General features: G+C 65.6%; 22 protein-coding genes. 15 read left to right on the forward strand and 7 right to left on the reverse strand.

Annotated elements, in window-relative coordinates; genetic code table 11:
• The first annotated feature begins 2 nt into the window (after positions 1–2).
• Genes BLV45_RS03160 through BLV45_RS03220 form a run of 13 tightly spaced genes read left to right on the forward strand, consistent with a single transcriptional unit; the run spans position 3 to position 14471 of the window.
• Positions 3–1712: an AMP-binding protein gene (locus BLV45_RS03160; RefSeq protein ID WP_090531003.1), complete on the forward strand. Its 1710-nt coding sequence runs from the start codon at positions 3–5 to the stop codon at positions 1710–1712.
• Positions 1709–3478, forward strand: a complete 1770-nt coding sequence (locus BLV45_RS03165) for a glycosyltransferase family 2 protein (protein ID WP_090528840.1) — start codon at positions 1709–1711, stop codon at positions 3476–3478. The genes BLV45_RS03160 and BLV45_RS03165 overlap by 4 nt, the downstream gene beginning before the upstream one ends.
• Positions 3465–5075, forward strand: coding sequence for an HAL/PAL/TAL family ammonia-lyase (locus BLV45_RS03170; protein WP_090528843.1), 1611 nt, complete (start codon positions 3465–3467; stop codon positions 5073–5075). Before BLV45_RS03165 ends, BLV45_RS03170 begins: the two co-directional genes overlap by 14 nt.
• Complete coding sequence (locus BLV45_RS03175) at positions 5072–5503, forward strand: acyl-CoA thioesterase (RefSeq protein WP_090528846.1); 432 nt, start codon at positions 5072–5074, stop codon at positions 5501–5503. Before BLV45_RS03170 ends, BLV45_RS03175 begins: the two co-directional genes overlap by 4 nt.
• On the forward strand, positions 5491–6165 hold the full coding sequence (locus tag BLV45_RS03180) for a LolA family protein (RefSeq protein ID WP_090528850.1): 675 nt from the start codon (positions 5491–5493) through the stop codon (positions 6163–6165). The genes BLV45_RS03175 and BLV45_RS03180 overlap by 13 nt, the downstream gene beginning before the upstream one ends.
• On the forward strand, positions 6165–8594 hold the full coding sequence (locus BLV45_RS03185; RefSeq protein ID WP_090528853.1) for an MMPL family transporter: 2430 nt from the start codon (positions 6165–6167) through the stop codon (positions 8592–8594). The genes BLV45_RS03180 and BLV45_RS03185 overlap by 1 nt, the downstream gene beginning before the upstream one ends.
• Entirely contained in the window at positions 8591–9775 is a 1185-nt protein-coding gene (locus tag BLV45_RS03190; RefSeq protein WP_090528856.1) for a beta-ketoacyl-[acyl-carrier-protein] synthase family protein, read from the forward strand. The genes BLV45_RS03185 and BLV45_RS03190 overlap by 4 nt, the downstream gene beginning before the upstream one ends.
• A gap of 38 nt (positions 9776–9813) precedes the next feature.
• Positions 9814–10305 carry an ApeP family dehydratase gene (locus BLV45_RS03195; protein WP_090531006.1) on the forward strand — a complete coding sequence of 164 codons (492 nt, stop codon included), beginning with the start codon at positions 9814–9816 and terminating at the stop codon, positions 10303–10305.
• A complete protein-coding gene (locus tag BLV45_RS03200) occupies positions 10302–11027 on the forward strand; it encodes a 3-ketoacyl-ACP reductase FabG2 (protein WP_090528859.1) in 726 nt (241 codons plus the stop codon). Before BLV45_RS03195 ends, BLV45_RS03200 begins: the two co-directional genes overlap by 4 nt.
• Positions 11027–12253: a beta-ketoacyl-ACP synthase gene (locus tag BLV45_RS03205; protein WP_090528863.1), complete on the forward strand. Its 1227-nt coding sequence runs from the start codon at positions 11027–11029 to the stop codon at positions 12251–12253. The genes BLV45_RS03200 and BLV45_RS03205 overlap by 1 nt, the downstream gene beginning before the upstream one ends.
• A gap of 5 nt (positions 12254–12258) precedes the next feature.
• Positions 12259–13497, forward strand: coding sequence for a beta-ketoacyl-[acyl-carrier-protein] synthase family protein (locus BLV45_RS03210; RefSeq protein WP_090531009.1), 1239 nt, complete (start codon positions 12259–12261; stop codon positions 13495–13497).
• A 40-nt stretch (positions 13498–13537) separates the two neighbouring features.
• On the forward strand, positions 13538–14017 hold the full coding sequence (locus tag BLV45_RS03215; RefSeq protein WP_090528868.1) for a hypothetical protein: 480 nt from the start codon (positions 13538–13540) through the stop codon (positions 14015–14017).
• A 19-nt stretch (positions 14018–14036) separates the two neighbouring features.
• Entirely contained in the window at positions 14037–14471 is a 435-nt protein-coding gene (locus BLV45_RS03220) for an excinuclease ABC subunit A (protein WP_090531012.1), read from the forward strand.
• Between the two features lie 68 nt (positions 14472–14539).
• Here BLV45_RS03220 and BLV45_RS03225 read toward each other — a convergent pair whose 3' ends face one another.
• Positions 14540–15265: a class I SAM-dependent methyltransferase gene (locus tag BLV45_RS03225; RefSeq protein WP_090528873.1), complete on the reverse strand. Its 726-nt coding sequence runs from the start codon at positions 15263–15265 to the stop codon at positions 14540–14542.
• A gap of 148 nt (positions 15266–15413) precedes the next feature.
• Between BLV45_RS03225 and BLV45_RS03230 the strand changes: the two genes are divergently transcribed.
• Both BLV45_RS03230 and BLV45_RS28040 read left to right on the forward strand, forming a co-directional pair.
• Positions 15414–16664: an NAD(P)/FAD-dependent oxidoreductase gene (locus BLV45_RS03230; protein ID WP_090528877.1), complete on the forward strand. Its 1251-nt coding sequence runs from the start codon at positions 15414–15416 to the stop codon at positions 16662–16664.
• 427 nt (positions 16665–17091) lie between these two features.
• Complete coding sequence (locus BLV45_RS28040) at positions 17092–17223, forward strand: hypothetical protein (protein ID WP_281246305.1); 132 nt, start codon at positions 17092–17094, stop codon at positions 17221–17223.
• A 500-nt stretch (positions 17224–17723) separates the two neighbouring features.
• Here BLV45_RS28040 and guaD read toward each other — a convergent pair whose 3' ends face one another.
• The 6 genes from guaD to BLV45_RS03265 form a co-directional block, all read right to left on the reverse strand.
• Complete coding sequence (guaD, locus tag BLV45_RS03240; protein WP_090528883.1) at positions 17724–19037, reverse strand: guanine deaminase; 1314 nt, start codon at positions 19035–19037, stop codon at positions 17724–17726.
• Positions 19038–19182: 145 nt separating this feature from the next.
• On the reverse strand, positions 19183–20211 hold the full coding sequence (locus tag BLV45_RS03245; RefSeq protein WP_090528886.1) for an adenosine deaminase: 1029 nt from the start codon (positions 20209–20211) through the stop codon (positions 19183–19185).
• A 75-nt stretch (positions 20212–20286) separates the two neighbouring features.
• On the reverse strand, positions 20287–21294 hold the full coding sequence (xdhC, locus tag BLV45_RS03250) for a xanthine dehydrogenase accessory protein XdhC (RefSeq protein ID WP_090528889.1): 1008 nt from the start codon (positions 21292–21294) through the stop codon (positions 20287–20289).
• Positions 21295–21410: 116 nt separating this feature from the next.
• Entirely contained in the window at positions 21411–23786 is a 2376-nt protein-coding gene (gene xdhB / locus BLV45_RS03255; protein ID WP_090528892.1) for a xanthine dehydrogenase molybdopterin binding subunit, read from the reverse strand.
• Entirely contained in the window at positions 23786–25360 is a 1575-nt protein-coding gene (gene xdhA, locus BLV45_RS03260; RefSeq protein WP_090528895.1) for a xanthine dehydrogenase small subunit, read from the reverse strand. The genes xdhB and xdhA overlap by 1 nt, the downstream gene beginning before the upstream one ends.
• A 382-nt stretch (positions 25361–25742) precedes the next feature.
• Entirely contained in the window at positions 25743–26249 is a 507-nt protein-coding gene (locus BLV45_RS03265; protein ID WP_090528898.1) for a disulfide bond formation protein B, read from the reverse strand.
• Between the last annotated feature and the right edge of the window lie 65 nt (positions 26250–26314).

Consider the following 26314-nt stretch of genomic DNA (forward strand, 5'->3'; position numbering starts at 1 on the left):
CGCTGATCGCACTGCACGATCTGCTGCAACCGGTGCGCGCCGACGCGACCCCTGTGTGCCGCGAAGGCGACACGGTGACCGGTTTCGCCACGTTTCGCGCGCGCGCCCTGAGCCTCGCGGATATGTTGCGCGCGCAACCGTCGACGCGCTACGCGCTGTGCGTCGACGACGCTTACGATTTTGCGTGTGCGTTGTTCGCGCTTCTCGCCGCGGGCAAGGAGCCCGTGATTCCCGCGAACGCGACGCCTGGCTACCTCGCCGATCTTTCGGACGCGTTCGATGCCGTGCTGACCGATGCCAGCCTGCACGCGCTCTTTGCCGAAGCGCCACGAAACCCGCAAAAGCCACGAAAGCCCGGCACGCAGATCGCAACCATCGATCCCGCTGCGCCGCTCACGCTCTACACGTCGGGCAGCAGCGGCACGCCGAAGCCGATCCACAAGACGCTCGCGCAGTTCAACGCCGAAGTACACACGCTCGAAACGCAGTGGGGCGCAACCGTGCGCGATGCGACGGTGCTGGCGAGCGTTCCGCATCATCACATCTACGGGCTGCTGTTTCGCGTGCTGTGGCCGCTTGCCGCCGGCCGCGCGTTCGACCGTCTGGTCTGCATCGATCCGATGCAGTTGCAGGAGCGCATCGGTCGATGCGGCGGAAACGCCGTGCTGGTGTCGACGCCGGCGCAACTGTCGCGCTGGCCCGCGCTTGAGGGTTTTGCCACGCTCGCGCCTGTGCCGCGCGTGATCTTTTCGTCGGGTGGCCCGCTGGCGCTGGATACCGCGCGCGAATACGCCGCTGCGTTCGGGGCGGCACCCATCGAAATCTACGGCAGCACCGAGACGGGTGGCATCGCCTGGCGGCAGCAAAGCGAATCGGAGGCGTGGCAGCCGGTGGCCGGGATCGAAGTGCGTCGCGATGAGGACGGTGCGCTCAACGTGCGTTCGCCGCATCTCGATCACGACGGCTGGCACCGCACCGACGACGCCATCACGTTCGACGACGACGGCCGGTTCCGTCTGCGAGGCCGGCTCGATCGCGTGATCAAGCTCGAGGGCAAGCGGCTTTCGCTGCCCGAGCTCGAAGCGCGGCTCGCGTTGCATCCGTACGTCGCGCAGGCGGCGGTCGTGCCGCTCGCGGGCGTTTCGCGCGAACGTGTCGGCGCGCTCGTCGCGCTCACCGATGCGGGCAGCGCCGCGCTGCGCGGCGAAGGCCGGCTCGCGCTGGCGAAAACCTTGCGGCGCCATCTCGCGGCGTGGTTCGACGTCGTCGTGTTGCCGCGGCACTGGCGGTTTCGCAGCGCGTTGCCGTTCGATGCGCGCGGCAAGCTGCCGGCCGCCGCCGTGGCCGCTGCGTTCGAGGCGCGCAGCGAGGGCGTCGAGGTGCTCGCCGAAGCGCGCACCGGCGACGAAGTGCATTACGACCTGCGCGTGCCGCCGGAACTGGCGCATTTTGCCGGCCATTTTCCGGGCTTGCCGATTCTGCCGGGCGTCGTGCAGGTCGACTGGGCGATTCGTCTTGCAGCGGAACATGTCGCCGATGCGCGCGCCATCGCTTCGGTGGACCGGTTGAAGTTCATGGCGCCCGTGCCGCCCGGCGCGACGCTGAGCCTGAAGCTCTCGCACGACGCGGCGCGCCGGCGCGTGCAGTTCGCCTACCGGCTTGGCGAGCGCGAATGCGCGTCGGGCGTGATCGTGTACCGGGAGCGCGCATGAGCTTCGCGCCCTGCATCGTGATTCCGATCTACAACCACAAGGACGCGATCGGTTCGACCGTCGCGCATCTGGTGGTGCATGGCCTGCCGCTTTTCGTCGTCGACGATGGCAGCGACGAAGCCACGCAGCGTGTGCTCGCCGCGCTCGCAGCGCAATACGCGGAGCAGGTGACGCTGCTGCGTCTGCCGGTGAACGGCGGCAAGGGCGCGGCCGTGATGGCCGGCCTGCGCGCCGCGCGCGCGACCGGCTATACGCATGCGTTGCAGATCGACGCCGACGGCCAGCACGACGCCGCCGACGTGCCGCGTTTCATCGACGCGGCCCGCGCCGAACCCGGCGCGGTGATACTCGGACGGCCGGTGTACGACGAAAGCGTGCCGAAGTCGCGTCTGTATGGCCGCTATCTGACGCATGTGTGGGTGTGGATCGAAACGCTCTCGTTCGAGATTCGCGACTCGATGTGCGGATTCCGGATGTATCCGCTCGACGTCGCCTGCGCGCTGATCGACAGCGTCGAACTGCCCACGCGCATGGATTTCGACATCGAGATTCTCGTGCGTCTGCACTGGCGTCGCATCGCGTTTCGCGCGATCCCGACGCGCGTGACGTACGCGACCGACGGCGTCTCGCACTTCGACGTGCTATGGGACAACGTGCGTATCAGCTGGAGCCATGTACGGCTCGTCGCGGGCATGCTGCTGCGCTTGCCGTTGCTGCTCGCGCACAAGGTGATGCCGCGACGCGCGCGGCCCTCGTTCGACGCAGATGCCGACGCCGACGCCGATGCCGAAACCGACGCCGCAGGCGATACAAAGCGTGACCAGCACTGGTGGCGCATCGCTGAACGCGGCAGCCAGCCTGGCATGTTGTTGCTCGCATTGAGTTGCCGACTCTTCGGCATGCGCTTCACCTCGTTGTGGCTGCATCCCGTGGTCGCGTATTTTCTGCTGACGGGTCGTGCCGCGCGCGCGGCGTCGCGCAACTATTTCGCGCATCTCGCGCGGGTGTCGTCGCCCGACGCGAAAACACCGCGCCCAGGCTGGCTTTCCGCGTACCGGCAGATGCTGGCGTTCGCGCAGTCCGGCCTCGACAAGCTCGCCGCGTGGTCGGGGCGCGTCAGCGCGAAGGACGTGCGCTTCGACGATCCCGCGGCATTCGAGGCGCTGAGCGCGAGTGGTCGTGGCGCGCTCGTGATCGGCGCGCATCTCGGCAACCTGGAAATGACGCGAGCGCTCGCCGTGCGCGGCGGGCACACGAAGGTGACCGCGATTGTCTATACGGAACACGCGCGACGCTTTAACAGCGTGCTCGCTTCGTCGAACAGCGACTTCTCGCGACGGCTCGTCGAAGTCAGCGACTTCGGGCCGGAAACCGCGATGATGATGCAGGAGCGCGTCGATGCGGGCGAGCTGCTCGTGATCGTCGGCGATCGCGTGCCGGCGCACGAAACAGGGCGCACGACGGACGCGCAGTTTCTCGGCGCGACCGCGCCGTTCGCGCAGGGGCCGTATGTGCTCGCGCATGCGCTCGGCTGCCCGGTGTACCTGTTCTTCTGTATCCGGGAGCAGTCCGGCTACCGGCTTTATTTCGAACCGTTCGCGGAGCGCATCGACCTGCCGCGCCGCGAACGTGCGCAGCATCTCGCTGCCTGGGCGCAGCGCTACGCCACGCGCCTCGAACACTACTGTCTCAAGGCGCCATTTCAATGGTTCAATTTTTTCGATTTCTGGGCGCGCCCAGGTGGAGGCGCGAATGGCCGAACATGATCTGATCGACGATGCCGCGCTCGACGCGCAACCCGCGGTCAAAAAAGCCGCGGGTACCGCAATCGTCATCGGCGGACGCCGGCTCACGATCGAAGACGTGGTCGCGATCGCGGAGCGTCGCGCGCCCGTCGCGCTGAGCGACGATCCGGCATGGCGCTCGCGCATCGAGCGCGGCGCGGATTTTCTGCGCAGGCATCTCGCCTCGGGCGCGACGGTGTACGGCGTCAACACGGGCTACGGCGACGCATGCGTGGTCGACGTGCCAATGGACCTCGTCGAAGCGTTGCCATTGCAGCTCACGCGTTACCACGGCTGCGGCATGGGCGTGCATCTCGACGACGCGCAGACGCTCGCTGTGATCGCCGCGCGCCTCAATTCGCTCGCGTATGGTTTCTCGGGCGTGCGGCCGGTCCTGCTCGAACGCCTCGCGGATCTCATCAACCATCGCGTGCTGCCGCGCATTCCGTCGGAAGGCTCGGTGGGCGCAAGCGGCGACCTGACGCCGCTTTCGTATGTCGCGGCCGCGCTGGTCGGCGAGCGCGACGTGCTGTTTGAAGGCCAGTTGCGCGATGCGTCGGACGTCTGGGCGCAGCTCGGCCACGCGCCGCTCAGGCTCGCGCCGAAGGAAGGCCTCGCGTTGATGAACGGCACCGCCGTGATGACCGGCCTCGCGTGCCTCGCGTTCGCGCAAGCCGATCATCTGACGCGGCTTGTCGCGCGTCTCACCGCGCTCTCGACTGTCGCGCTCGACGGACGCGCCGCGCATTTCGACGCGCTGCTGTTCGAGGCGAAGCCGCACGCCGGCCAGGCGGAAGCCGCTGCGTGGATTCGCGAGGACCTGGCGGGCCGCGCCGACACGCCGGGGCATCGCTTGCAGGATCGCTATTCGATTCGCTGCGCACCGCACGTGATCGGCGTCGCGCGCGATGCGTTGTCGTGGGTGCGGCGTGACGTCGAGAACGAGCTGAACAGCGCCAACGACAACCCGCTGATCGATCCCGACGGCGAGCGTGTGCTGCACGGCGGCAACTTCTACGGCGGACACATCGCGTTCGCCATGGATTCGCTGAAGGTGGCCGTGGCGAATCTCGCCGACCTGATGGACCGTCAGCTCGCGCTCATCGTCGACGACAAGTTCAACAACGGCCTGCCGCGCAACCTGTCGGGCGCATCGCCCGCGCGTGCGCCGATCAATCACGGCTTCAAGGCCGTGCAGATTTCGTCGTCCGCGTGGACGGCCGAGGCGCTCAAGCTGACGATGCCCGCGAGTGTCTTCTCGCGTTCGACCGAGGCGCACAATCAGGACAAGGTCAGCATGGGCACGATCGCCGCGCGCGACTGCCTGCGCGTACTCGAACTGACCGCGCAGGTCGCGGCGGCGCACACGCTCGCGACGGTTCAGGCGCTGCAGTTGCGCCTGCGCATGAACGAAACGACGCCCGTGCCCGCGCCGCTCCACGCGTTCGCCGGGCGGGTGAGCGCGCAGTCGCCGTTCGTCGGCGAAGATCGCGCACTCGAACCCGATCTGCGCGCGTTGACCGCGCGCATCATGGATTGCGCGTTGATCGACGGCTATCGCGGAGAGTCCATCGCATGACTGGATCCAGCAAGGTGCTCAAGGCGAGCGCGACGGTCGAAGTGCCGTTCCATGACGTCGACGCAATGGACGTCTGCTGGCACGGCCATTATCTGAAGTACTTCGAGATCGGCCGCGCGGCGCTGCTGCGCACGTTCGACTACGACTATCCCGAGATGCGCGCTTCGGGTTACCTGTGGCCGATTGTCGAGGCGCATCTGAAATACGTGCGACCTGCCACGTACGGCCAGCGCATCGACGTGCGCACCGAGCTGCTCGAATATGAAAACCGGCTGAAGATCGGTTACGAGATCGTCGACAGCGTGACGGGCACGCGACTGACAAAGGGCCACACGATCCAGGTGGCCGTCGATGCGGCGACGCAGGAACTGCAGTTCGTCTCGCCGCCCGTCGTGTTCGAACGGCTGGAGCGCGCATGGTCACGTTGAAACTTCACGCGTACGTGTTCGCAGCGGCGAGCGCGCTGACTTTATCGATGCCGTCGCTGCCCGCTCGCGCGGCGGGTGCGCAGCAGGCGGCATCGGCAAGCGACACGCAACTGGTCCAGCAGATCGCCGGCCATCTCGCGCAGGCGAAGGGCATCCGCGCGCAGTTCACGCAGACACAGACGCTGTCCGCGATGAACCGGCCGCTCGTGTCGACGGGCTCGCTCGTGTTTTTCCGCGAGCGCGGCGTGATCTGGCAGATCGACACACCCTACAAGGCGACGTACGTCATCACCGACGCGGGCGTCACGCAGGTCGACGCGAACGGCAAGCCGGTCACCGCGAACCGCCAGCCGCAGGGCGCGCGCGGCGTCGCACAGGTTTCGAAGATGATGCGTGCGATGCTGGGCGGCGACCTCTCGGCGCTCTATTCGCAGTTCGACGTGAAGGCGGAGGGCACGCCCGCGCAATGGCGCATGCAGCTGAACCCTAACCAGCCGCAGCTTGCGCAGTCCATCAAGGGGCTGCAGATGGAAGGCGGCGATTATCTGAAGACGCTGCGCATCACGCTCGCCAACGGCGACGTCACGCAGATCGGGTTTGCGAACAGCAAGGCCATCGACGCACTCGATCCGGCCGACCTCACGCTCCTGGGAGCGAAGTAATGCAGGTGCTGCAGCAGCGCGCCGCGCGGCACACATGGGGCATTCGTGCCGCGTGGCTGCTGCTTGCCGTGGTCGCGTCGCTGTATTGCGTGTGGCGCTTCACGGTCGGCTCGCCGTTGCAGACCAACCTGCTCGCGCTGCTTCCCGCCACCGAGGCGGACCCCGTCGCCGAAAAAGCCGTCGATACACTCGCGGCCGCGCTGGGCGACCGCACGGTGCTGCTCGTCACGTCGAACGATGCGACGCACGCGAAGGCCGCCGCGAAAGCGCTGGGCGCGACGCTCGCGAAGAGCGGCGCGTTTGCATCCGTGATCGCGGAACTGCCGCCGTTCGATATTTCGCAGATCGCGCGTCTTTATCTGCCGTATCGCTTCAATCTGCTCGCACCCGACGACCGCGTCGCGCTCGCGAGCGGTCCCACCGCGCTGCACGACGCGCTTGCGCAACGTTTATACAGCCCGGTACAGGGCGGCCTGTCCACACCCGTCGCCGACGATCCATTCGGCTGGCTTCAACACTGGATGGCCGGCCTGCCGCTTGCAACGTCGAATCTGGAAATCGAGGACGGCCTGCTGGTCGCGCATCGGGGCGCGGCGACGAGCGTGCTGATCGTCGCCACGCTACCGGGTTCGGCATACGAATCGGAGACCCAGCGTGCGGTGATGGACGCCGTCGCACATGGCGAAGCCGCGCTGAAACCGGCATGGCCCGACGTCTCGCTGGCCCGCACCGGCGCCGTGTTCTACGCGCAATCCGCGCGCGCCGCATCGGAGCGCGAAGTGCATCTGATCGGCGTGGCGTCGATGTGCGGCATCGCGTTGCTGATGCTGTGGGTGTTCCGCTCGCCGCGCCTGTTGCTGCTGGGTTTCGTATCGACGGCGCTGGGCGTCGTCTGCGCGCTCGCGGTGACGATGCTGGTGTTCGGCAAGCTGCACCTGCTCACGCTCGTGTTCGGCGCGAGCCTGATCGGCGAGGCGGTCGACTATTCGATCCAGTATTTCGTCGTGTACCTGGGCGGCGCTCGCGACTGGGAGCCGCGGCGCGGCGCGCGCGAAGTGCGCCCGGCGCTAACCGTTGCGCTCGCGACGAGCCTGCTCGGCTACGCGATCCTCGCCTGGGTGCCGTTTCCCGCGTTGAGGCAGATTGCCTGCTTCGCGATCGCCGGGATCTGCACGGCGTTCGCATCGGTGCTGTGGCTCCTGCCCGCGTTGCTGATGCATGCGCCGAAGCGCACGCCGCAGCGGCTCTTCAGCGGCGCGGCCACATTGCTTCGGCGATGGCAGGCCGTAATCGGCGGACGTCGCGCGTGGGGCGTGGCGTTGCTGCTCGTGATCGTCGCGATTCCGGGCTGGCTGCGTCTCACGAGCGACGACGATATTCATCTGCTGATCCAGCGCGATCCGGTGCTCGTCGCGCAGGAGCAGAAAGTGCGCGACGCGATTGGTGTCGACAACAGCGCGCAGTTCTTCGTCGTGCGGGGTGAGACACCCGAAACGGTGTTGCAGCGCGCGGAAGCGCTCGGCACGCGTCTCGATGCGCTGACGGGCAAGCTGAAAACGAACGGCTGGCAATCGGTGACTTCGTTCGTGCCTTCCGCGAAGCGTCAGCGGGAAGACCACGCGCTGCTCGCGCAACACGTATTCAACGATCCCGTCGCGTTGCGCGCGATGCTGATCGACGCCGGCTTTCGCGACGAGGTCGCCGATGCGTGGCTGAAGGCGTGGACGCAGTCCGGGCAGTCCGTGCTGACGGTCGATCAATGGCTCGCCGCGCCGTGGTCGCAGCCGTACCGGTATCTCTGGCTCGGTCAGGTCGATGCCGGTGTCAATGCTGGTGCGGATGGCGCGCCGCACGGTTACGCCGCCGTCGTGATCCCGCAAGGCGTCACACCCGACAACCAGGCGGCGTTGATCGCGACCGCGCACGCGCTGCCGGGCGTCGTGTTCGTCGACAAGGCGGCGAGCGTGTCGTCGCTGTTCGGCGAGTACCGCGTGGATAGCGGCATCTGGCTCGCGGGCGCATTGGTACTCGTGATGACGTTGCTGATGGTGCGCTACCGGCCGCGTGGCGGCATCATGGTGACGTTACCCGTTCTGCTCGCCGTTGGCGTGACGCTTGCGGTGTTTGGCTACGCGCGCGTGCCGCTCAATCTCTTCAACTGGCTTGCACTGATGCTCGTACTTGGCGTCGGCGCGAACTATGCTGTGTTTCTGCGCGAAGGATGCATGCGCGCGCCGCACGAACTCGGCGCGGTGTGGTCCGGCGTGCTGCTCTCGGCATCGACGACGTTGCTGTCGTTCGGTCTGCTCGCGTTGAGCGCGATGCCCGCGCTGAAAAGTTTTGGCGCCACGTTGGCGCTCGGGATTGCCGTTTCGGTGCTGCTTGCGCCGGCCGGCATGCCGCCACTGGATGAAAGGAGGGCTGCATGAGCGCGCCACAGGTTTACTTACATGCCCTCGGCATGATCAACGCACTGGGCGAGGATCTCGACGCAATCGTGCCGGCGCTGGCCGCGCGCCACGCGCCCGGAATGGGCGTCGCGCACATGGGCATCGGCGACGCGTTCGTCGGCCGCGCGTGCGCGCCGCTCGACATTGCGCCACCCGCGTCGCTCGCGCGCTACGACTGCCGCAACAACCGGCTGCTGCTCGCCGCATTGAGGCAGATCGAACCCGCGGTTCAGGCGGCGCGCGAACGGTATGGCGCGGACCGTATCGGCGTCGTGCTGGGCACGAGCACATCCGGCATCGATGCCGCCGAAACCGCGTTCGTCCATCAGGCACAGGCGGGCGAGCTGCCCGCGAGCTTCAACTACCGGCAGATGGAAATCGGCACCGTCGCGCCGTTCGCGGCGGCCGTGCTGGACATTCACGGCCCGGCGTTCACGATTTCCACCGCGTGTACGTCGAGCGCCAAGGCGTTCGTTTCGGCGCGACGGCTGCTGCAACTGCAGCTTTGCGATGCGGTGATCGTCGGCGGCGTGGATTCGCTGTGCGAGCTGACCGTGCAGGGTTTCGCCTCGCTCGAATCGACGAGCAACGCGCGCAGCAATCCGATGAGCCGCAACCGGAACGGCATCAACGTCGGCGAAGGTGCGGCCCTGTTCCTGATGAGCCGCGACGAGGGGGCGGTGCGGCTCGCGGGCGCGGGCGAATCGAGCGACGCGCATCATATTTCCGCGCCGGACCCACAGGGCATCGGCGGCGAAATGGCGTTGCGCGCCGCGCTGGATGACGCGGGACTGGCGCCGTCGGCGATCGGCTACGTGAATCTGCACGCCACCGCCACGCGCAAGAACGACGACATGGAAGCGCACCTGATGTCGCGTGTTTTCGCAGACGGCGTGGCGACGAGCGGCACGAAGCCGCTCACGGGCCATCAACTCGGCGCGGCGGGCGCGACCGAACTCGGCTTCGCGTGGCTCACGCTCGCACGCGATGATGTCGCGCTGCCAGCGCACGTATGGGACGGCGAGGCCGATGCCGCGTTGCCCGCGCTCGATCTCGTGGAGAGCGAGCGTTATCTGTCGCGCACCGCCGGCCCGCGGCACGTGATGAGCAATTCGTTTGCCTTCGGCGGCAGCAACGTCAGCCTGATTCTCGGACGGTAATGGACGCGATGGATATCTCAACCGCCAGCCTTCACGCGATGCCCGTCGAACCGGAAGCGGGCGCGACGCCGGGTTCGTTCGGGCCGATCGAAACGATCCTGCCGCATCGCGGCACGATGCTGCTGGTCGACGCCGTGCTGGCGTACACGGACCAGGCGCTGAGCGCGAGCGCACACGTCGAAAGCGGCGCGTGGTACGCCGACGTCGACGGCGCGATGCCCGCGTGGATCGGCATCGAACTGATGGCGCAGGCCATTGCCGCGCACATCGCGCTGCTCGCGATGCGTGCGGGTGGCCGGGGGCGTCCTGGTGTGCTGCTCGGCTCGCGCAGTTACAGCACGCGCGTACCCGCATTTCCGGCGGGTGCGCGCCTCACGATCGAGGCGAAAGAACTGTTGCGTAGCGAGGAAGGTCACGGCGCGTACGAATGCACGATCGATCACGATGGCGTGTGCTGCGCACAGGCCGTGATCAAGGTGTATCAGCCAACCGACTTTCAGTCATTCATCGAAGGGAGCTTAAGCACATGAGCCGGCGTGTTCTCGTAACCGGTGCAAGCCGCGGAATTGGCCGCGCGATTGCCTACCAGCTGGCCGCCGACGGCTTCACGGTATCCGTGCATTGCCGCACCGGGCGCAGCGAAGCCGAGGCCGTGACGGCCGGCATCGCGGCGCAGGGCGGCACGGCGCGCGTGCTGCAGTTCGACGTGCGCGAGCGCGCCGTATGTCGCGAAGTGCTCGAAGCCGATGTCGGCACATACGGACCGTACTACGGCATCGTGTGCAGCGCCGGCGTGACGCGCGACGCGGCGTTTCCCGCGCTCACCGAAGAAGACTGGGACATCGTCATCGAAACCGGTCTCGACGCGTTCTACAACGTCGTGCATCCGCTGACGATGCCGATGGTGCGCGCGAAGAAGGGCGGCCGCATCGTCACGATCGCGTCGGTGTCCGGCGTCATCGGCAATCGCGGCCAGGTGAACTACAGCGCCGCGAAAGCCGGCCTGATCGGCGCGAGCAAGGCGCTCGCCGTCGAACTTGCGTCGCGCAACATCACCGTGAACTGCGTGGCGCCCGGGTTGATCGAAACCGGCATGCTCGACGACATGCCGCTCGAACATGCGCTGAAAACAGTGCCGATGAACCGCGTCGGTCAGCCGGCCGAAGTGGCTTCCGTGGTGAGCTTCCTGATGTCCGATGCGGCGTCGTACGTGACGCGGCAGGTCATCGGCGTGAACGGCGGGATGATCTGATGAAGCGCGTCGTCATCACCGGCATGGGCGGCGTCACGGCGTTCGGCAGCGCGTGGGACGGCATCGAGGCCGCGCTGCGCAGCGGCCGCAACGCCGTTCGGCGCATGCCCGAATGGGATTACTTCGAGTCGCTGCATACGCGGCTCGCGTGTCCGCTGCCCGAATTCACGCTGCCTTCGCACTATCCGCGCAAGAAAACGCGTTCGATGGGTCCCGTCTCGATGTATTCGGTGCGCGCGAGCGAACTGGCGCTCACCGACGCGGGCCTCGTCGACGACCCGATGATCAGCGACGGCCGCATGGGTGTCGCCTACGGTTCGTCATCCGGATCGGTGCAGCCGATCCGCGCGTTCGGCACGATGCTCGAAACCGGCTCGATGGGCGACGTCACGTCGAACAGCTACGTGCAGATGATGCCGCACACCACGGCCGTCAACGTCGGCCTGTTCTGGGACCTGAAGGGGCGCATCGTGCCGACGTCGTGCGCGTGCGCGTCGGGTAGCCAGGCAATCGGCTACGCGTACGAGACGATCGCGACCGGCAAGCAGACCCTGATGCTCGCGGGCGGCGCCGAGGAACTGTCCGGCCCCGCCGTCGCCGTGTTCGACACGCTCTACGCGACGAGCACGCGCAACGACGAACCGCATCTCACGCCGCGTCCGTTCGACGTCGCGCGCGACGGCCTCGTCGTCGGCGAAGGCGCGGCGACGCTCGTGCTCGAAGAGTACGAGCATGCGCTCGCGCGCGGCGCGCGCATTCATGCTGAGATCGTCGGCTTCGGCTGCAACTCGGACGGCGCGCACATGACGCAGCCCACGGCGGCGACGATGGCGACCTCGATGCAGCTCGCGCTTCAGGACGCCGGGCTTCCGCCCGAAGCGATTGCGTACGTGAACGCGCATGGCACATCGACCGATCGCGGCGACGTCGCGGAAAGCCACGCGACCGCGCAGACGTTCGGCGCGCACATGCCGATCAGTTCGCTGAAGAGCTACGTCGGTCACACGCTTGGCGCGTGCGGTGCGCTCGAAGCATGGTGGACGATCGAGATGATGAAGCGCAACTGGTATGCGCCCACGCTGAATCTGACGGATGTCGATCCGGCCTGCGCGCCGCTCGACTACATCGTCGGCGAGGGCCGCACGATCGACGCCGAACACGTGATGAGCAACAACTTCGCGTTCGGCGGTATCAATACGTCGCTGATTTTCAGGCGCGTGCGGTGAGCGTGATGACAAAGCGCGGCATGCAGCGCGTCGTCGTGACCGGCATGGGCATCGTGTCGTGCCTTGGCAACGCGCTCGACGAAGTGTCTTCCGCATTGCGCGCGGGGCGTGGCGGCATCACGCGTGTCGACGCATGGCGCGAGCGCGGTTTTGGCAGCCAGGTTGCCGGTGTCGCATCCGTGGCGGACGAGGTGCCGTTCGATCGCAAGCTCGAACGTTTCATGGGCGACACCGCGCGTTTCGCGGCCCATGCCGCGCGCAAGGCGATCTGTGACGCCGCGCTCGATTCCGCTGCGTTGTGCTCGCCGCGCGCGGGCGCCGTGATCGGCTCGGGCGTCGGCTCGATGTCGACGTACGATGCGGCGCTGGCCGTCGCGAATGCGCGCGGCGTCGAGAAAACGCCGCCCTATACCGTGCCGCAGGCGATGAGCAGCACCGCTTCGGCGAATGTCGCGCAGGTGTTCGGCATCGAGGGCGTCACGTATTCGCCTTCATCCGCGTGTACGACTTCGTCGCTTGCGATCGGACAGGCGATGCAGCTGATCCAGACGGGCCGCCAGGACATCGTGCTTGCGGGCGGCAGCGAATCGCTGCACGACAACATGACGTTGATGTTTGACGCGATGGGCGCGTTGTCGCGGCGCTTCAACGACACGCCCGGGCGCGCATCGCGTCCGTACGACGTGGCGCGCGACGGCTTCGTGATGGCATCGGGCGGCGGCGTGCTGGTGCTCGAGTCGCTGGAGCATGCGCTCGCACGCGGCGCGCGCATTTACGCCGAGCTGACCGGTTTCGGTCATTGCACCGACGGTGCCGGGATGGTCACGCCGCACGCGGGCGGCATTGCGCGCGCGATGCGCGAGGCGCTCGACGAATCCGGCGCGCGGCCCGATTACATCAACACGCACGCGCCCTCGACGCCGCGTGGCGACGCCGAAGAACTGCTCGCGTTGCAGGCGACATTCGGTGCGGCGATTCCCGCGTTTTCATCGACGAAGGGATTGACCGGGCATCCGCTTGGCGCATGCGGCGCGCACGAGGCGATCTACGCGCTGCTGATGATGCGTGACGGTTTCATCGCCGGAACGACGGGTATCGGGACGCCCGATCCGGCGCTGGACCTCGACCGCCTGCCGCTCGTGCGGGAGTCGCGTGAAGCGGCGATCGACACGGCGATGTCGGTTTCATTCGGGTTCGGCGGGAGTTGTGCGAGCCTGGTGTTGAGTGCCTGGAAAGGCGCGTGAAGTAAAAGAAGAAGATCAAACCATAACGAGGGGAATAACAATGAAGATGCGTTACACGCACGGCGCCCTGGCGATTGTGATCGCGTTTGCGGCCCTGTCGCAGACCGCGCAGGCTGGCACCGAAGTGAAGTCGTTGCCGTTGCAGGCCGTGCTCGGGCAGGCCGCGCCGGGAGGGCACAAGCAGGCCGTCGCGCAGCCGCAGTCGGGCGCCGATATCGCGTTGTTCTTTGGCGATGAGGCGCACCCGGCGGTCAGGAGCCAGCTCGGCGACGCATCGGAATCCGCGCGTATCGCGCGCAGGACCGACGATCAGACGACCGCATGCAATCGCGCGCTAAGCGAAGCGGTCGACAGGTTGCGCACGTATGCGCATGACCACAACGCCAACGCGATCATCAATATCCGCACGAGTTTTCATAGCACCGAAACCGCGTCGGCGACGGATTTCACGTGCGGCGTGAGTGGTTCCGCTGCCGCGCTGCGTCTGCGCGGCGATGCTGTTGTACTCGAAACCAACTGATAAAACGGGGAGCATGATGATGAAACGCCATTTGATGTTTGCTGCAGTCTTCGCGTCGCTGATGACGGGCCAGGCCTTCGCGCGCGACACCGTCCACAATTTCCCGGTCGACGTAGCGCTGAAGAGCGAGCCGGGCAAGGTCGGCGACGACATCCGGCTGTATTTCGCGGGCCAGCCGCACCCGGGCGTCGTGAAGTCGTTCGGCGAGTTCGCGACCAACAAGAAGACCAACGCATTTGGCAAGAGCGATGACGCCGCGTGCCAGCATGTGTTCCTGTCAGCCGTGATCGAGTTGCAGGAGCGTGCGCGCAAGGAAGGCGGCAACGCCGTCATCAACATCAAGAGCAACTACAAGAATGAAGAGCGCGAAAGCGCGACCGAATACACGTGCGGCGCGGGTGCCGTGGTGGCGGGTGTCGCGCTGAAGGGCGACGTGGTGACGTTGAAGAAGTAAATGGCGTGTGCAGTAGCTGGCGTGGCAGCGTGGCATTCGCCGCGCTGCCACGCCGGGTCGGACTGGCGTCAGGGCGTCCGGATCGCCGCCACGTTGACGAGCGTTTCGCGACGCTTGCCGGGTTGCGGACGATGCAGGCCGAACCGCTCTAGGAGACCGAAGTCTTTCGCGCGGCTCCACCAGAGATAGGGCAATGAGACGTTGCGGTCGCGGAACGTGAAGCCGGCGTCGCGGATCATGTCGAGGTATCCGTCGGCGCTTTTCTGCACGTGCATCGGATGGCGGAACAGCAGACGGATGACCCATGACTTGATGTACGCATCGGTCGATTCGGCGAAGAGCAGCACGCCACCCGGTTTCAGCATGCGACGGAATTCCGCCAGCGCGTGCTCCTGTTCGACGAGGTGATGGAACGTCTGATGGCAGAACACGATATCGGCGCTGGCGTCGGGCAACGGCAGGCTCGCGCAGTCGCCGTGCATGACGTCGATGGCCACGTGCGGCGGGCAGGCGCGTGCGGCATCTCTGGCGAGCGCCAGCGACGGCTCATGAAAGTCGATGCCGACAATGCGTGCCGGCCTGAACGCTTCGGCGAGCAGGCGAAACGAGATGCCCTGGCCGCAACCCGCATCGACGATGACGGGGGCAGCCGGTAGTGGCGTATCGATCAGGCGCTTGAGGTCGTTGATCGCGACGCGCAGGACGTGGTGTTCCCACGTATGGGTTCGCAGGAACCAGATGCCGAAGGCCGTTTCCGGCACGTATGGCACGTGGGAAGTTTCGCTTGGCGACATGTGGCCTCCTCGTCGCGATGTAGTGGTTTATTGACTGATTTTCGCGTCATTGTAATGGGAAGTTGATGGCGTGCGTGAGGCGATGATGGGTACAGGGCGCGGTCTGTCTGGGACAGCCGCGGATTACCAGAAGAGGGTTACGTTGAATATGAACACTGAGACTCATACGAAGACGGGCGATGGGGTGGATGTCGCGATCATTGGCGCGGGGCCGGCGGGTTCGGTGGCGGCCGCCTTGCTCCGCAAGGCCGGGCGTTCCGTGCTCGTGCTGGAGCGCCAGCATTTCCCGCGGTTTTCGATTGGCGAGAGCCTGTTGCCGCAGAGCATGGCTTACCTTGAAGAGGCGGGCATGTTGCAGGCCGTCGTCGAGGCTGGGTTCCAGCACAAGAACGGCGCGCATTTCATCTCGGGCGAGCGCGTATCTTCGTTCGATTTCCGTGACAAGCACACGCCAGGATGGGGCACGACGTATCAGGTCGAGCGGGGAACGTTCGACAACCTGCTGATTGGCTGCGCCGCGAAGGCGGGCGCCGAGGTGCGCTTTGGTCACACCGTGCGCGCGATGCAGACGGGCGATGCGCCGGTGCTGGACGTCGAGGACGAAGCGGGTAACACGTACAAGGCGCATGCACGATTTGTGCTCGACGCCAGTGGGTTTGGGCGCGTGTTGCCGCGGCTTCTGAATCTTGAAACACCGTCACGGATGCCGACGCGCGCGGCGATTTTCACGCACGTCCAGGACGGAATTCCGTTTGGCGCGATGGATCGCAACAAGATCACGGTGGCGGTTCATCCGGCGCATCGTGACGTGTGGTACTGGATGATTCCGCTTGCGGGCGGGCGGTCATCGGTGGGGTGTGTGGCTGAAGCGGCGTTTCTCGATGCATCCGACGAGGCACGTGAGGCGAGGTTACGCGAGTTGATCCGGCAGGAGCCTACGTTTGCGCGGTTGATTGGCGATGCGCCGTTTCTGATGCCTGTGCGGCATATTGGCGGGTACTCGGCGAACGTCGAGCGGTTGCATGGGTCGGGGTATGCGTTGCTGGGTAATTCGGGAGAGTTTCTTGATCCCGTGTTTTCATCGGGCGTGACGATTGCCGTGCGTTCGGCGCACCTTGCGGTGCAGGTTTTGTCGAGGGTGCTTGATGGCGAGGCTGTCGACTGGCAGCGGGAGTATGACGTGCCGTTGCGCAAGGGGATCGATACGTTTCGGGCGTTTGTTGAACGGTGGTACACCGGTGAACTTCAGGAGATTATTTTTTATCCTCATCAGACGGATTCCATCCGGAGGATGATCAGCGCTGTGCTCGCTGGATATGCATGGGATGAGAGCAATCCTTATGTGGCGGATCCTGAGCGGCGGCTCAATACGCTTTTTGAGGTTTGTTCCCAAACCTAGAGTTTTTTTGTTGTTCTGGTTAGATGTTTCTTTGGCCTTTCCTTGCATTCATGTCGGTCTATTAGCGTCGCCCCTGTGCGGGGCGGCACCTACTTTTCTTTGTCTTCCAAAGAAAAGTAGGCAAAAGAAAGGCGCTCCGAAAACTTACCTTTTCCAGGTGCGTCATCTTTGGGGAATGGCAACCCATGAGATGTCGCCCCCGCGCTCCAGGCCACACTGGTCCGCGCACGATCTGATTTCCCGCACAGCACCGCCCGTGACACAGGGCTCATTCATCCCGCTCCGCACTACGTGCGTCGCGGAGCGGCCACTCGACTCGGTCGTTTGACGCTGCCCGCTCAAAGAGCCGAAGATCGCCGATTGCGATTGACGGTGCGATCGCGATCACAATTCGGATGCGTGCGTGCGTGCGCGGACGCGAATTCGATTGCAGACGCAGACGCAGACGCAGACGCAGACGCAGACGCAGACGCAGACGCAGACGCAGACGCAGACGCAGGTGCAGGTGCAGGTGCAGGTGCAGGTGCAGGTGCGGATGCGGATGCGGGTATGGGTGTGAGCGTGGGTGTCCGAGCGAATGCACGGGCGGGGTTATGCCGGTCGGCGATGCGCGTAGCGCGGAGTCGGGTGGATGACGGCTTTGTCACGGGCATTGAATGCGCGCGGGACGGAATCGCGCGGGGACCGATGGCGGGTGAGGCGTGGGGGCGACCCTTCATGGGTTGCCATTCCCCGGGGATGATGCACTTCGAGCAAATGAGTTTTCGAAGCGCCTTTCTTTTGCCTACTTTTCTTTGGAAGACAAAGAAAAGTAGGTGCTGCCCCGCACAGGGGCGACGCTAATAGACCGACATGAATGCAAGGAAAGGCCAAAGAAACACCAACCCAGAAAACGAAAAACCTAGAATGCTGCCCCGCACAGGGGCAACACAAATAGACCGACATGAATTCAAGGAAAGGCCAAAGAAACACCAGCCCAGAAAACGAAAAACCGGAATGCCGCCCCGCCAAAGGGGCAGCAAAAACAAACCGATACGACAAAAAAAGGCCCAAAAAAAATCAAACCGCGACGCGAGGAGCGCCCCTCCGATGGGCCAGCCTCCCACCCGAATAAGTCTCAAACACAGCGCGATCGTCGCCTAAAAGAGCAAACGCGAATAACAACTCTTCAAGCGATTCACACCGTGCATTCCGCCGCGCCAGCAACGGCGTCCCCGCCGGATCCAGCACCACAAAATCCGCTTCACTGCCCACAGCAAGCGTCCCAACCTTGTCGCCAAGATCCAGCGCCTCCGCGGCACCTGCCGTCGCCAGCCAGAACATCCGCGTGGCGCTCAGATGATGTCCGTTCAACCGCGCAACCTTGTGCGCCTCGTTCATCGTCTGCAACATCGAGAACGATGTGCCCCCACCCACGTCCGTCGCCAGACCCACCGGCATGCCCGCTTCACCCGCCGCGTCGAAATCGAACAGCCCGCTGCCAAGGAACAGATTGGACGTCGGGCAGTGCGATGCCACCGCGCCCGTCTCCGCCATCCGTCGACGATCCTCGCCATCGAGATAGATGCAGTGCCCATACACCGCGCGACGACGCAGCAACCCATAATGGTCGTAAATGTCCAGATAGCTGCGATGCCCCGGGAACAGGTCAGCCACCCACTTCACTTCGTCCCGGTTCTCGGCAACGTGGCTCTGGATAAACACATCCGGATGCTCGCGCGCAAGCACGCCACACGCCTCCAGTTGCGCTTCGGTCGAAGTCGGCGCAAAGCGCGGCGTCAACGCGTACATCTGGCGTCCACGATTGTGCCAGCGGCCAATCAGCTCGGCGCTGTCGTCGTAACCCGATTGCGCCGTGTCCCGCAAAAACTCAGGACAGTTGCGATCCATCAGCACCTTGCCCGCCACCATCCGCACATTCCGCGCCTCGCTTTCGGCAAAGAGCGCATCCGCTGATCCCTTGTGTACGGTGCAGTACACCAGCGCCGTCGTCGTCCCGCAGGCAAGCAGTTCGTCGACGAAAAAGCGTGCGGTGTCACGCGCGTACGCCGGGTCCTCGAAGCGACGCTCCGTCGGGAACGTGTACGTGTCCAGCCACGGCAACAGTCCGGGCGCCGGCGACGCAATCATGTCGGTCTGCGGATAGTGGATGTGCGTGTCGATAAACCCGGGCACGATCAGCTTGTCACGCATCTCGCTAACCTGCGTGCCAGGCGCCAGCTGTTTCGACAGCGCCGCATACGCGCCGCTCGCCACCACGCGACCGTCCTCGACGATCAGAAGACCGTCTTCGTTGAAGACAGCCGCATTGGACGATTGCGCAGGATCGCCATTAAAGGTCAGCAGTTGTGCGCGGTAAGCCGTTTGAGTCATGGAAAAACCGTCTCCGTCATAAGGAATCTAAAGTCTCAAGGCTGGCTTTCGTGCCAGCTCTTGTTGTCAGGGTTCAGGAATCAAGGCAGGGGAATGCACGCGCAACGCAAAACGCAACACGTAACGCGCGACGCAGCCGTGCGTGTCAGGCGTTCCAGTGTGCGTCGAGCTTTGCGAGCATCGCGTCGCGTTCTGCCGGCGTCACGAATGAAGCCTCAAAACTGTTGCGCAAAATCGTGTAGACCTCGGCATCGTTCAGCTTCAACGCCTCGATGGTCGCCACATAGTTCGCGTTCACATAGCCGCCGAAATACGCGGGGTCGTCGGAGTTCACCGTGACCGCGACGCCGCGCTCAAGCAGGTCCTTCAGCGTGTGCTTCGTCATGTCGTCGAACACGCACAGCTTGAGGTTCGATAGCGGGCATACGGTCAAGGCCACGCGCGTATCGGCAAGGCGCGTCACGAGCGCGGGATCTTCAATGCTGCGCACGCCGTGATCGACACGGTCCACCTTCAGCAGGTCGAGCGCCTCGTAGATGTACGCCGGCGGACCTTCCTCGCCCGCATGCGCGACGAGCTTCAACCCCTTGTCGCGTGCCTTCGCGAACACGCGCTCGAACTTCGATGGCGGATGCCCGCGCTCGGACGAGTCCAGTCCGACACCGATCAGACGGTGACGGTACTGGTCGAAAAGCGGCAACGCTTCGTCGAAGGTGGCGAGTGCGTCTTCCTCGGAAAGGTGTCGCAGGAAACACAGGATCAGCTTGCTGGTGAGCCCGCGCTTTTCGGCGTCGGCAAGGGCGCGTTCAATGCCCGCCACCGCCGTCGCAATCGGAACGCCACGTTCGGTATGCGTCTGCGGATCGAAGAAAATTTCGGTGTGGATGACGTTGTCGGCAAGCGCGCGTTCGGCGTAAGCCATCGTCATGTCGTAGAAATCCTGCTCCTTGAGCAGCACGCTCGCGCCGGCGTAATAGATGTCGAGGAACGACTGCAGATCGGTGAACGCGTACGCGGCGCGCAATGCGTCGATCGAGTCGTACGCGAGCTTCACGCCGTTGCGCCCGGCTAGCGCGAAAATCAGTTCGGGTTCGAGCGAGCCTTCGATATGAATGTGCAGCTCGGCTTTAGGCGCGGCTGCCGCTTTGGTCGTGAGGGCGTTGATTGTGGTCATGTTCTGTTCTGTACGGTTTATCTCTGTGGAGCGTCCCGCGCTCCTGATGTTGCGGGTCTGATCCGGGTGTTGCCCTCAAGCCGTTTGCGCTGCATGGGCATGCGCTTCGACGGCCTGGAGCAGTTGCGCCGCGGCGGAGATCGCGATGATTTCCGGCGACTTGTCGATGATGCCGTCCACGCCGAGCGGGCATTTCATCCGCGCGATCCGCGAAGGATCGATGCCGCGCGCGGCAAGCCGGTGCTCGAACTGCTTGCGCTTCGAATGCGAGCCGATCATGCCAAAGAACGCAAAGTCGCCGCGTTGCAGGATGCGCTCGGCAAGCGCCAGGTCGACGCGATGATCGTGCGTCATCACGATGAAATACGTGTTCGGCGCGGCACGGTCGACGGCTTCGTCGGGCGCATCGTTCGCGTCGATCGTGAGGTTCGGCGCGTTCAGCGTTTCGCGCGGCGGGAACTGCGCGTCGCGTTCGTCGACCCACAGCACGTGGCACGGCAGCGTGGCGAGCACGCGCACGAGCGCGGCGCCCACATGCCCCGCGCCAAACAGCACGACGGCGAAGTCGCGCGGCGCGATGGTCTCGGTGAGCAGCGCGCCGCTTTCGTCGAAACCGGCGCCGTCCCACAGCAGGCAGTCGGCGCCTTCGACGCCGGGTTCCGGATCGGACAGCATCACGGCATCCGGAGCGGGGCCGAATGATACGCTACGCACGGTCGACTGGCCGGCGGCGTTGCGTCGTGCGAGCGACGTCACCCAGCCAAGGTCGCCGACGTCGAGCCGTTCGAACGCGAGCACGACGGCGCCGCCGCAGCATTGTCCGAGACTCGGGCCCAGCGCGAAGCGCTCGAGCCTGCGCAGATGCGGCGTGCGCATGCCGTCCTTGAGCACCTGACGCGCGGTCTCGATGGCCTTCCACTCGAGATGTCCGCCGCCGATCGTGTGCTTCGCGGAGTCGCGCGTGACGATCATCTTGGTGCCGGCGTCGCGCGGCGCGGAACCCTCGGCGCGCGCAACCGTCACGAGCACGACGGCATCGCCGTGAGCCAGCAGCTGTTGCAGATCGGGCAGCCAGGTTTGCATCCATCTTTCTCCAGACAGGGCTTCACGGGATCGCCGCGAGGCCGGTTATGTGTTGCCGCGTTGTTGCGTCGCTATCGCCGTGCGTGATGTGCGTGGCGACTCGCGTATTCAAGGCTTCAGGCAGTCGCATCGGCGGTAGCTGTCGCAGGCACCGGTTGCGCATGCAACTGCATCGCGTCGATCGCATCGAGAATCGCCTCGGGTGTCGCGGGCGCACGCAGCGGCGGCGCGACATCCGCATCCGGCGCCACCGCGGCAATCGCGTCGCGCAGCGCGAGCAGCACCGAAAACGGCAGCAGCAGCGGCGGCTCGCCGACGGCCTTCGAGCGGAACACCGTCGGCTCGGCGTTTTCGTTGCGATACAGCTTGACGTTGAATGCCGCGGGCGTGTCGCTGACCGCGGGAATCTTGTACGTCGAAGGCGCATGTGTCATCAGGCGGCCGTCGCGGTTCCACCAGAGTTCCTCGGTGGTGAGCCAGCCCATGCCCTGGATGAATCCGCCTTCGACCTGGCCGATATCGATCGCCGGATTGATCGACTGGCCGACGTCGTGCAGGACATCGGTGCGCACGAGCTTCCATTCGCCGGTGAGCGTATCGACGACGACTTCCGACACCGCCGCGCCATACGCGAAATAGTAGAACGGATGGCCGGTGAGCGTCTTCGCGTCCCAGTGGACTTTCGGCGTCGTATAGAACCCGTCGGACCACAGCTGGACGCGCGCCAGATACGCGGCGTTCACCAGTTGCGCAAACGGAATCGACGTGCCGTTGACGCTCACCATGCCGTCGGCGAACGTCACGTCTTCGGCGGCGCCGTTCAGCTGCTGCGCGGCGAGCGCGGCGAGCCGGTTGCGTATCGTGCGCGCGGCGGCTTCGGCGGCCTTGCCGTTCAGGTCGCTGCCGGTCGAGGCGGCCGTCGCCGACGTGTTCGCCACCTTCGACGTGTCGGTCGCCGTGGCGCGCACGCGCGACAGTGCGACGCCGAGTTCGCTTGCCACGACCTGCGCGACCTTCGTGTTGAGCCCCTGGCCCATTTCGGTGCCGCCATGATTGACGAGAATCGAGCCGTCCTTGTAGACATGCACGAGCGCGCCGGCCTGATTCAGGAACGGCACGTTGAACGAGATGCCGAACTTCAGCGGCGTCATCGCGATGCCGCGCTTGAGCACGGGGCTCGTCGCGTTGTACGCGGCGAGCGCGTCGCGACGCGCGCGGTAGTCGCTGGTCGCGAGCAGTGCTTCGGTCAGCGGCGCGATGACGTTGTCTTCGACACGCTGCCCATACGGCGTCACGTCGCGTTCGCCGACGCCATAGTAGTTGGCGATGCGCACGTCGACCGGATCGCGCTTCAGCTGGCGCGCGATGCTGTCGAGCATCACTTCCATGACGAGCGCGCCCTGCGGTCCGCCGAAGCCGCGAAACGCGGTGTTCGACTGCGTGTTCGTCTTGCAGCACAGCGCGACGATCTCGACGTCGGACAGATAGTAGGCGTTGTCGAAGTGACAGACGGCGCGCGTCGCCACCGCGCCCGACAGGTCCGCCGAGTAGCCCGCGCGCAACGCGATCTCGACGCGGGCGCCGAGAATCCGGCCGCTGTCGTCGAAGCCGGCTTCGTATTCGTAGATTGCGTCGTGACGCTTGCCGGTGATCATGAAGTCGTCGTCGCGATCGGCGCGCAGTTTGACCGCGCGCTGCAGCCTGTGCGCCGCGAGCGCGGCAACGCACGCGAACAGCGCCGACTGCGATTCCTTGCCGCCGAAACCGCCGCCCATGCGCCGGCACTCGCACACGACGCTGTGCGTCGGCCAGTCGAGCATATGCGCGACGACGTGCTGCATCTCGCTCGGGTGCTGCGTCGAGCTGTAGACGAGCATGCCGTCCATCTCCTTCGGCAACGCATACGCGACCTGCCCTTCGAGATAGAACTGCTCCTGTCCGCCCACTTCGAACGTGCCCGAGATGCGATGCGGCGCCGCGGCGATCTTCGCTTCGGGACTGCCGCGCTTCAGATGCATGGGCGGCAGCACGAACTGCCTCGCCGCTTTCGCTTCGGCGGCCGTGAGCACCGCTTCGAGCGGCTCATAACGGACGACGTCGTCGCTCTTCGCAAGCGACGCCGCACGCCGCGCGAGTTCGTGACTTTCGGCGATGACGGCGAAAACGGGCTGGCCGAGGTACAGCACTTCGCCATCGGCGAGGATCGGGTCGTCGTGCAGCACTGGGCCGCAATTGTTTTCGCCGGGAATGTCGGCGGCCGTCAGCACCGCGACGACGCCCGGCGCGTTGCGCACCGCGTCGAGATCCATCGACACGATGCGCGCGTGCGCATGGCGCGACAGGCCGAGCGCCGCGTGCAGCGTGCCCTGGAGTTCGACGATGTCGTCGGTGTAGGTCGCCTCGCCGCTTACGTGCAGCGCGGCCGATTCGTGCGGCAACGCGGCGCCGGCGGCGGTGGATTGCGTCACGAACGCATCGGTTTGCCTGTTCATCACAACGGCTCCCTTGCAGCATCGGCGGCTGCTTCGCCAGGTTCGCCGGGTTCGCCTGCTTCACCCGCTTCGAATGCAAACGCGTGTACCCTGGAAAGCGCGAGCGGCGCGGCGTCGCGCGTCTCCAGATGAAAGCGCCACAGCAGATTGCGCGCGACCTTTAGCCGGTAAGCGCTCGATGCGCGCATGTCGGTCAACGGCTGGTAGTCGGCGCTGATCGCGTCCATCGCGTGGCGGGCGCACGTCTCGTCCCACGTCGCGCCGGTCAGCGCGGCTTCAGCGTGCGCCGCGCGCTGCGGCGTCGCCGCCATGCCGCCGAACGCGACGCGGGCTTCCGTGATCGCGCTGCTTTCGTCGATCCGCAACGCAAACGCCGCGCACACGGCCGAGATGTCCTGATCGTACCGCTTCGAGACTTTATAGGTGCGAAAGCGCAGGTCGCGCGCGGGACGCGGCACGCGGATCGCCGCGACGAACTCGCCGGGTTGCAGCGCGCTTTTCTGATAGCCGAGGTAGAACGCATCGAGCGGCAGCGTGCGCGTGGCGCCGCCGTGCCGCAGCACGACTTCGGCGCCGAGCGCGATCAGTGCTGGCATCGAATCGCCGATCGGCGAGCCGTTCGCGACGTTGCCGCCGAGCGTGCCGGCGTTGCGGATCGGCAGCGACGCAAAACGCGTCCAGAGTTCGGCGAGTTCGGGATAGTCGACGGCGAGCGCCGCGTACGCGTCTTCCAGCGATGCGGCCGCGCCGATGGTGAGCGTCTGCGCGTCGCGCTCGATGGTTTTCAGTTCGGCCACGTTGCCGATGAAGAGCACGTCGCCGAGATCGCGAAACTGCTTGGTCACCCACAGGCCGACGTCCGTGCTGCCCGCAAGAATGCGGGCGTGCGGATGCCGCGCGCGCAACGCGGCGAACGCTTCGAGCGTGACGGGCGCAAAGAAGGTCGGCGTACCGAATGACGCGCCGCGCGCATCGGGCGCGGTGTATTCGAAGGTGTCGCTGCGTTGAAGGGTGCGCAGCGCCTCGATGACGGGCGCGCGATCGAGCGGCACACGCGGATACTGCTGATAGTCGAACATCTTCTGCGCGGCTTCGACGATGGGCCGATAGCCGGTGCAGCGGCACAGGTTGCCCGACAGCGCGGTGTTGATTTCATCGCGGGAAGGCAGGCCGGCGTTCGCGGGCTGGTTCTCGTAGAGCGCCCACATCGACATCACGAAGCCCGGCGTGCAGAAACCGCATTGGGAGCCGTGACAGTCGACCATCGCCTGTTGTACCGGATGCAGCGCGCCTGCGGCGTCGCGCAGATCCTCGACCGTGAAGAGCGCGCGGCCATCGAGCGTCGGCAGGAACTGGATGCACGCGTTGACCGCTGTCAGCCTGAGCGCGCCGTGCGCGTCGCATTCGCCGACGACGACCGTACACGCGCCGCAGTCGCCTTCCGCGCAGCCTTCCTTGGTGCCCGTGCAATGGAGATCCTCGCGCAGATGCTGAAGCACGGTGCGCGACGCGGGCACGTCGCGCACTTCACGGACGGACCCACGGTAGAAGAAACGGATGGTTTGCGTTGTCATGGCGAATCCAGAAGACATTGCGGACCGGGCGCGCGTTACGCATGGGGTCGTGCCGTAGCCGGCCTCGCGCACGTAGATCGCCATCCATGACCGAAGATAGCACCGTCGGGCACCGGAAAGTATTTCGCCCCGATGATGCGGGCTATCAGCCCGCGGTCATGCCATCAGTACGATCCGGATGGCGCGGACAGGTTGCGTCGCGCGGGAAAAATCGCGGAACAAGGCGGGGCGGGGGAGAGCGGCGGGCTCGCCCGGTCCGGGCGCGTCGGGAAGGCGGCAACGAGGCGGAAACAGGGGCGCCCGGTCCAGCCAGGTGTTTACGCGCAGGTAGCCCGCGATGGACGCGGCCTGCGCGTTTCTTGAGGATGCGTGCCGCGGGACGTCAGCTGCGGCGACGGTTGCGCACGATACTCAGCGTGAGCGGCACGAACGCGACCACGAACGCGATCAGCGACCATGTGGGCAGCGAAAGCCCGAGGATCGGCGGATACGGTGTTTCGCAGAGACCCGCGACCTTGAAGACGGACGGCAGCCAGTGTGCGGGCGGCAGGCTGTCGACAACCGGTTGCAGTGCGTCGAAACCGCAGCTGAAGCCCGGGTGCGCCAGCACGTAGATATGCCGTGCCGCCGTGACGATGCCGCCCAGCGCCGACAGCGCGGCCAGCACTTCCAGCAGCCGCACGCCGCGCCAGCGGTTGAAACGCGCGCCGAGGAACGCGAAAATCGCGACCAGCAGGAAGAAGTAGCGCTGGATGATGCACAGCGGACACGGATCTTCGTGCTTCACGAACTGGAGATAGAGCGCGCCCGCAACCAGCGCGACGCAGATGAGACCGAGCAGGACGAGCCATGTGCGCTCGCTGCGCAGCACGGGGTCCCGATGATGCATGAGGTGGTTTAGAGCCATTTTGATATAAATAGGGGCCGAAGTAGCGTGAGTGTGACCGCGATTCT

It is taken from the genome of Paraburkholderia sartisoli (genome assembly GCF_900107685.1).
Lineage (GTDB): Bacteria > Pseudomonadota > Gammaproteobacteria > Burkholderiales > Burkholderiaceae > Paraburkholderia > Paraburkholderia sartisoli.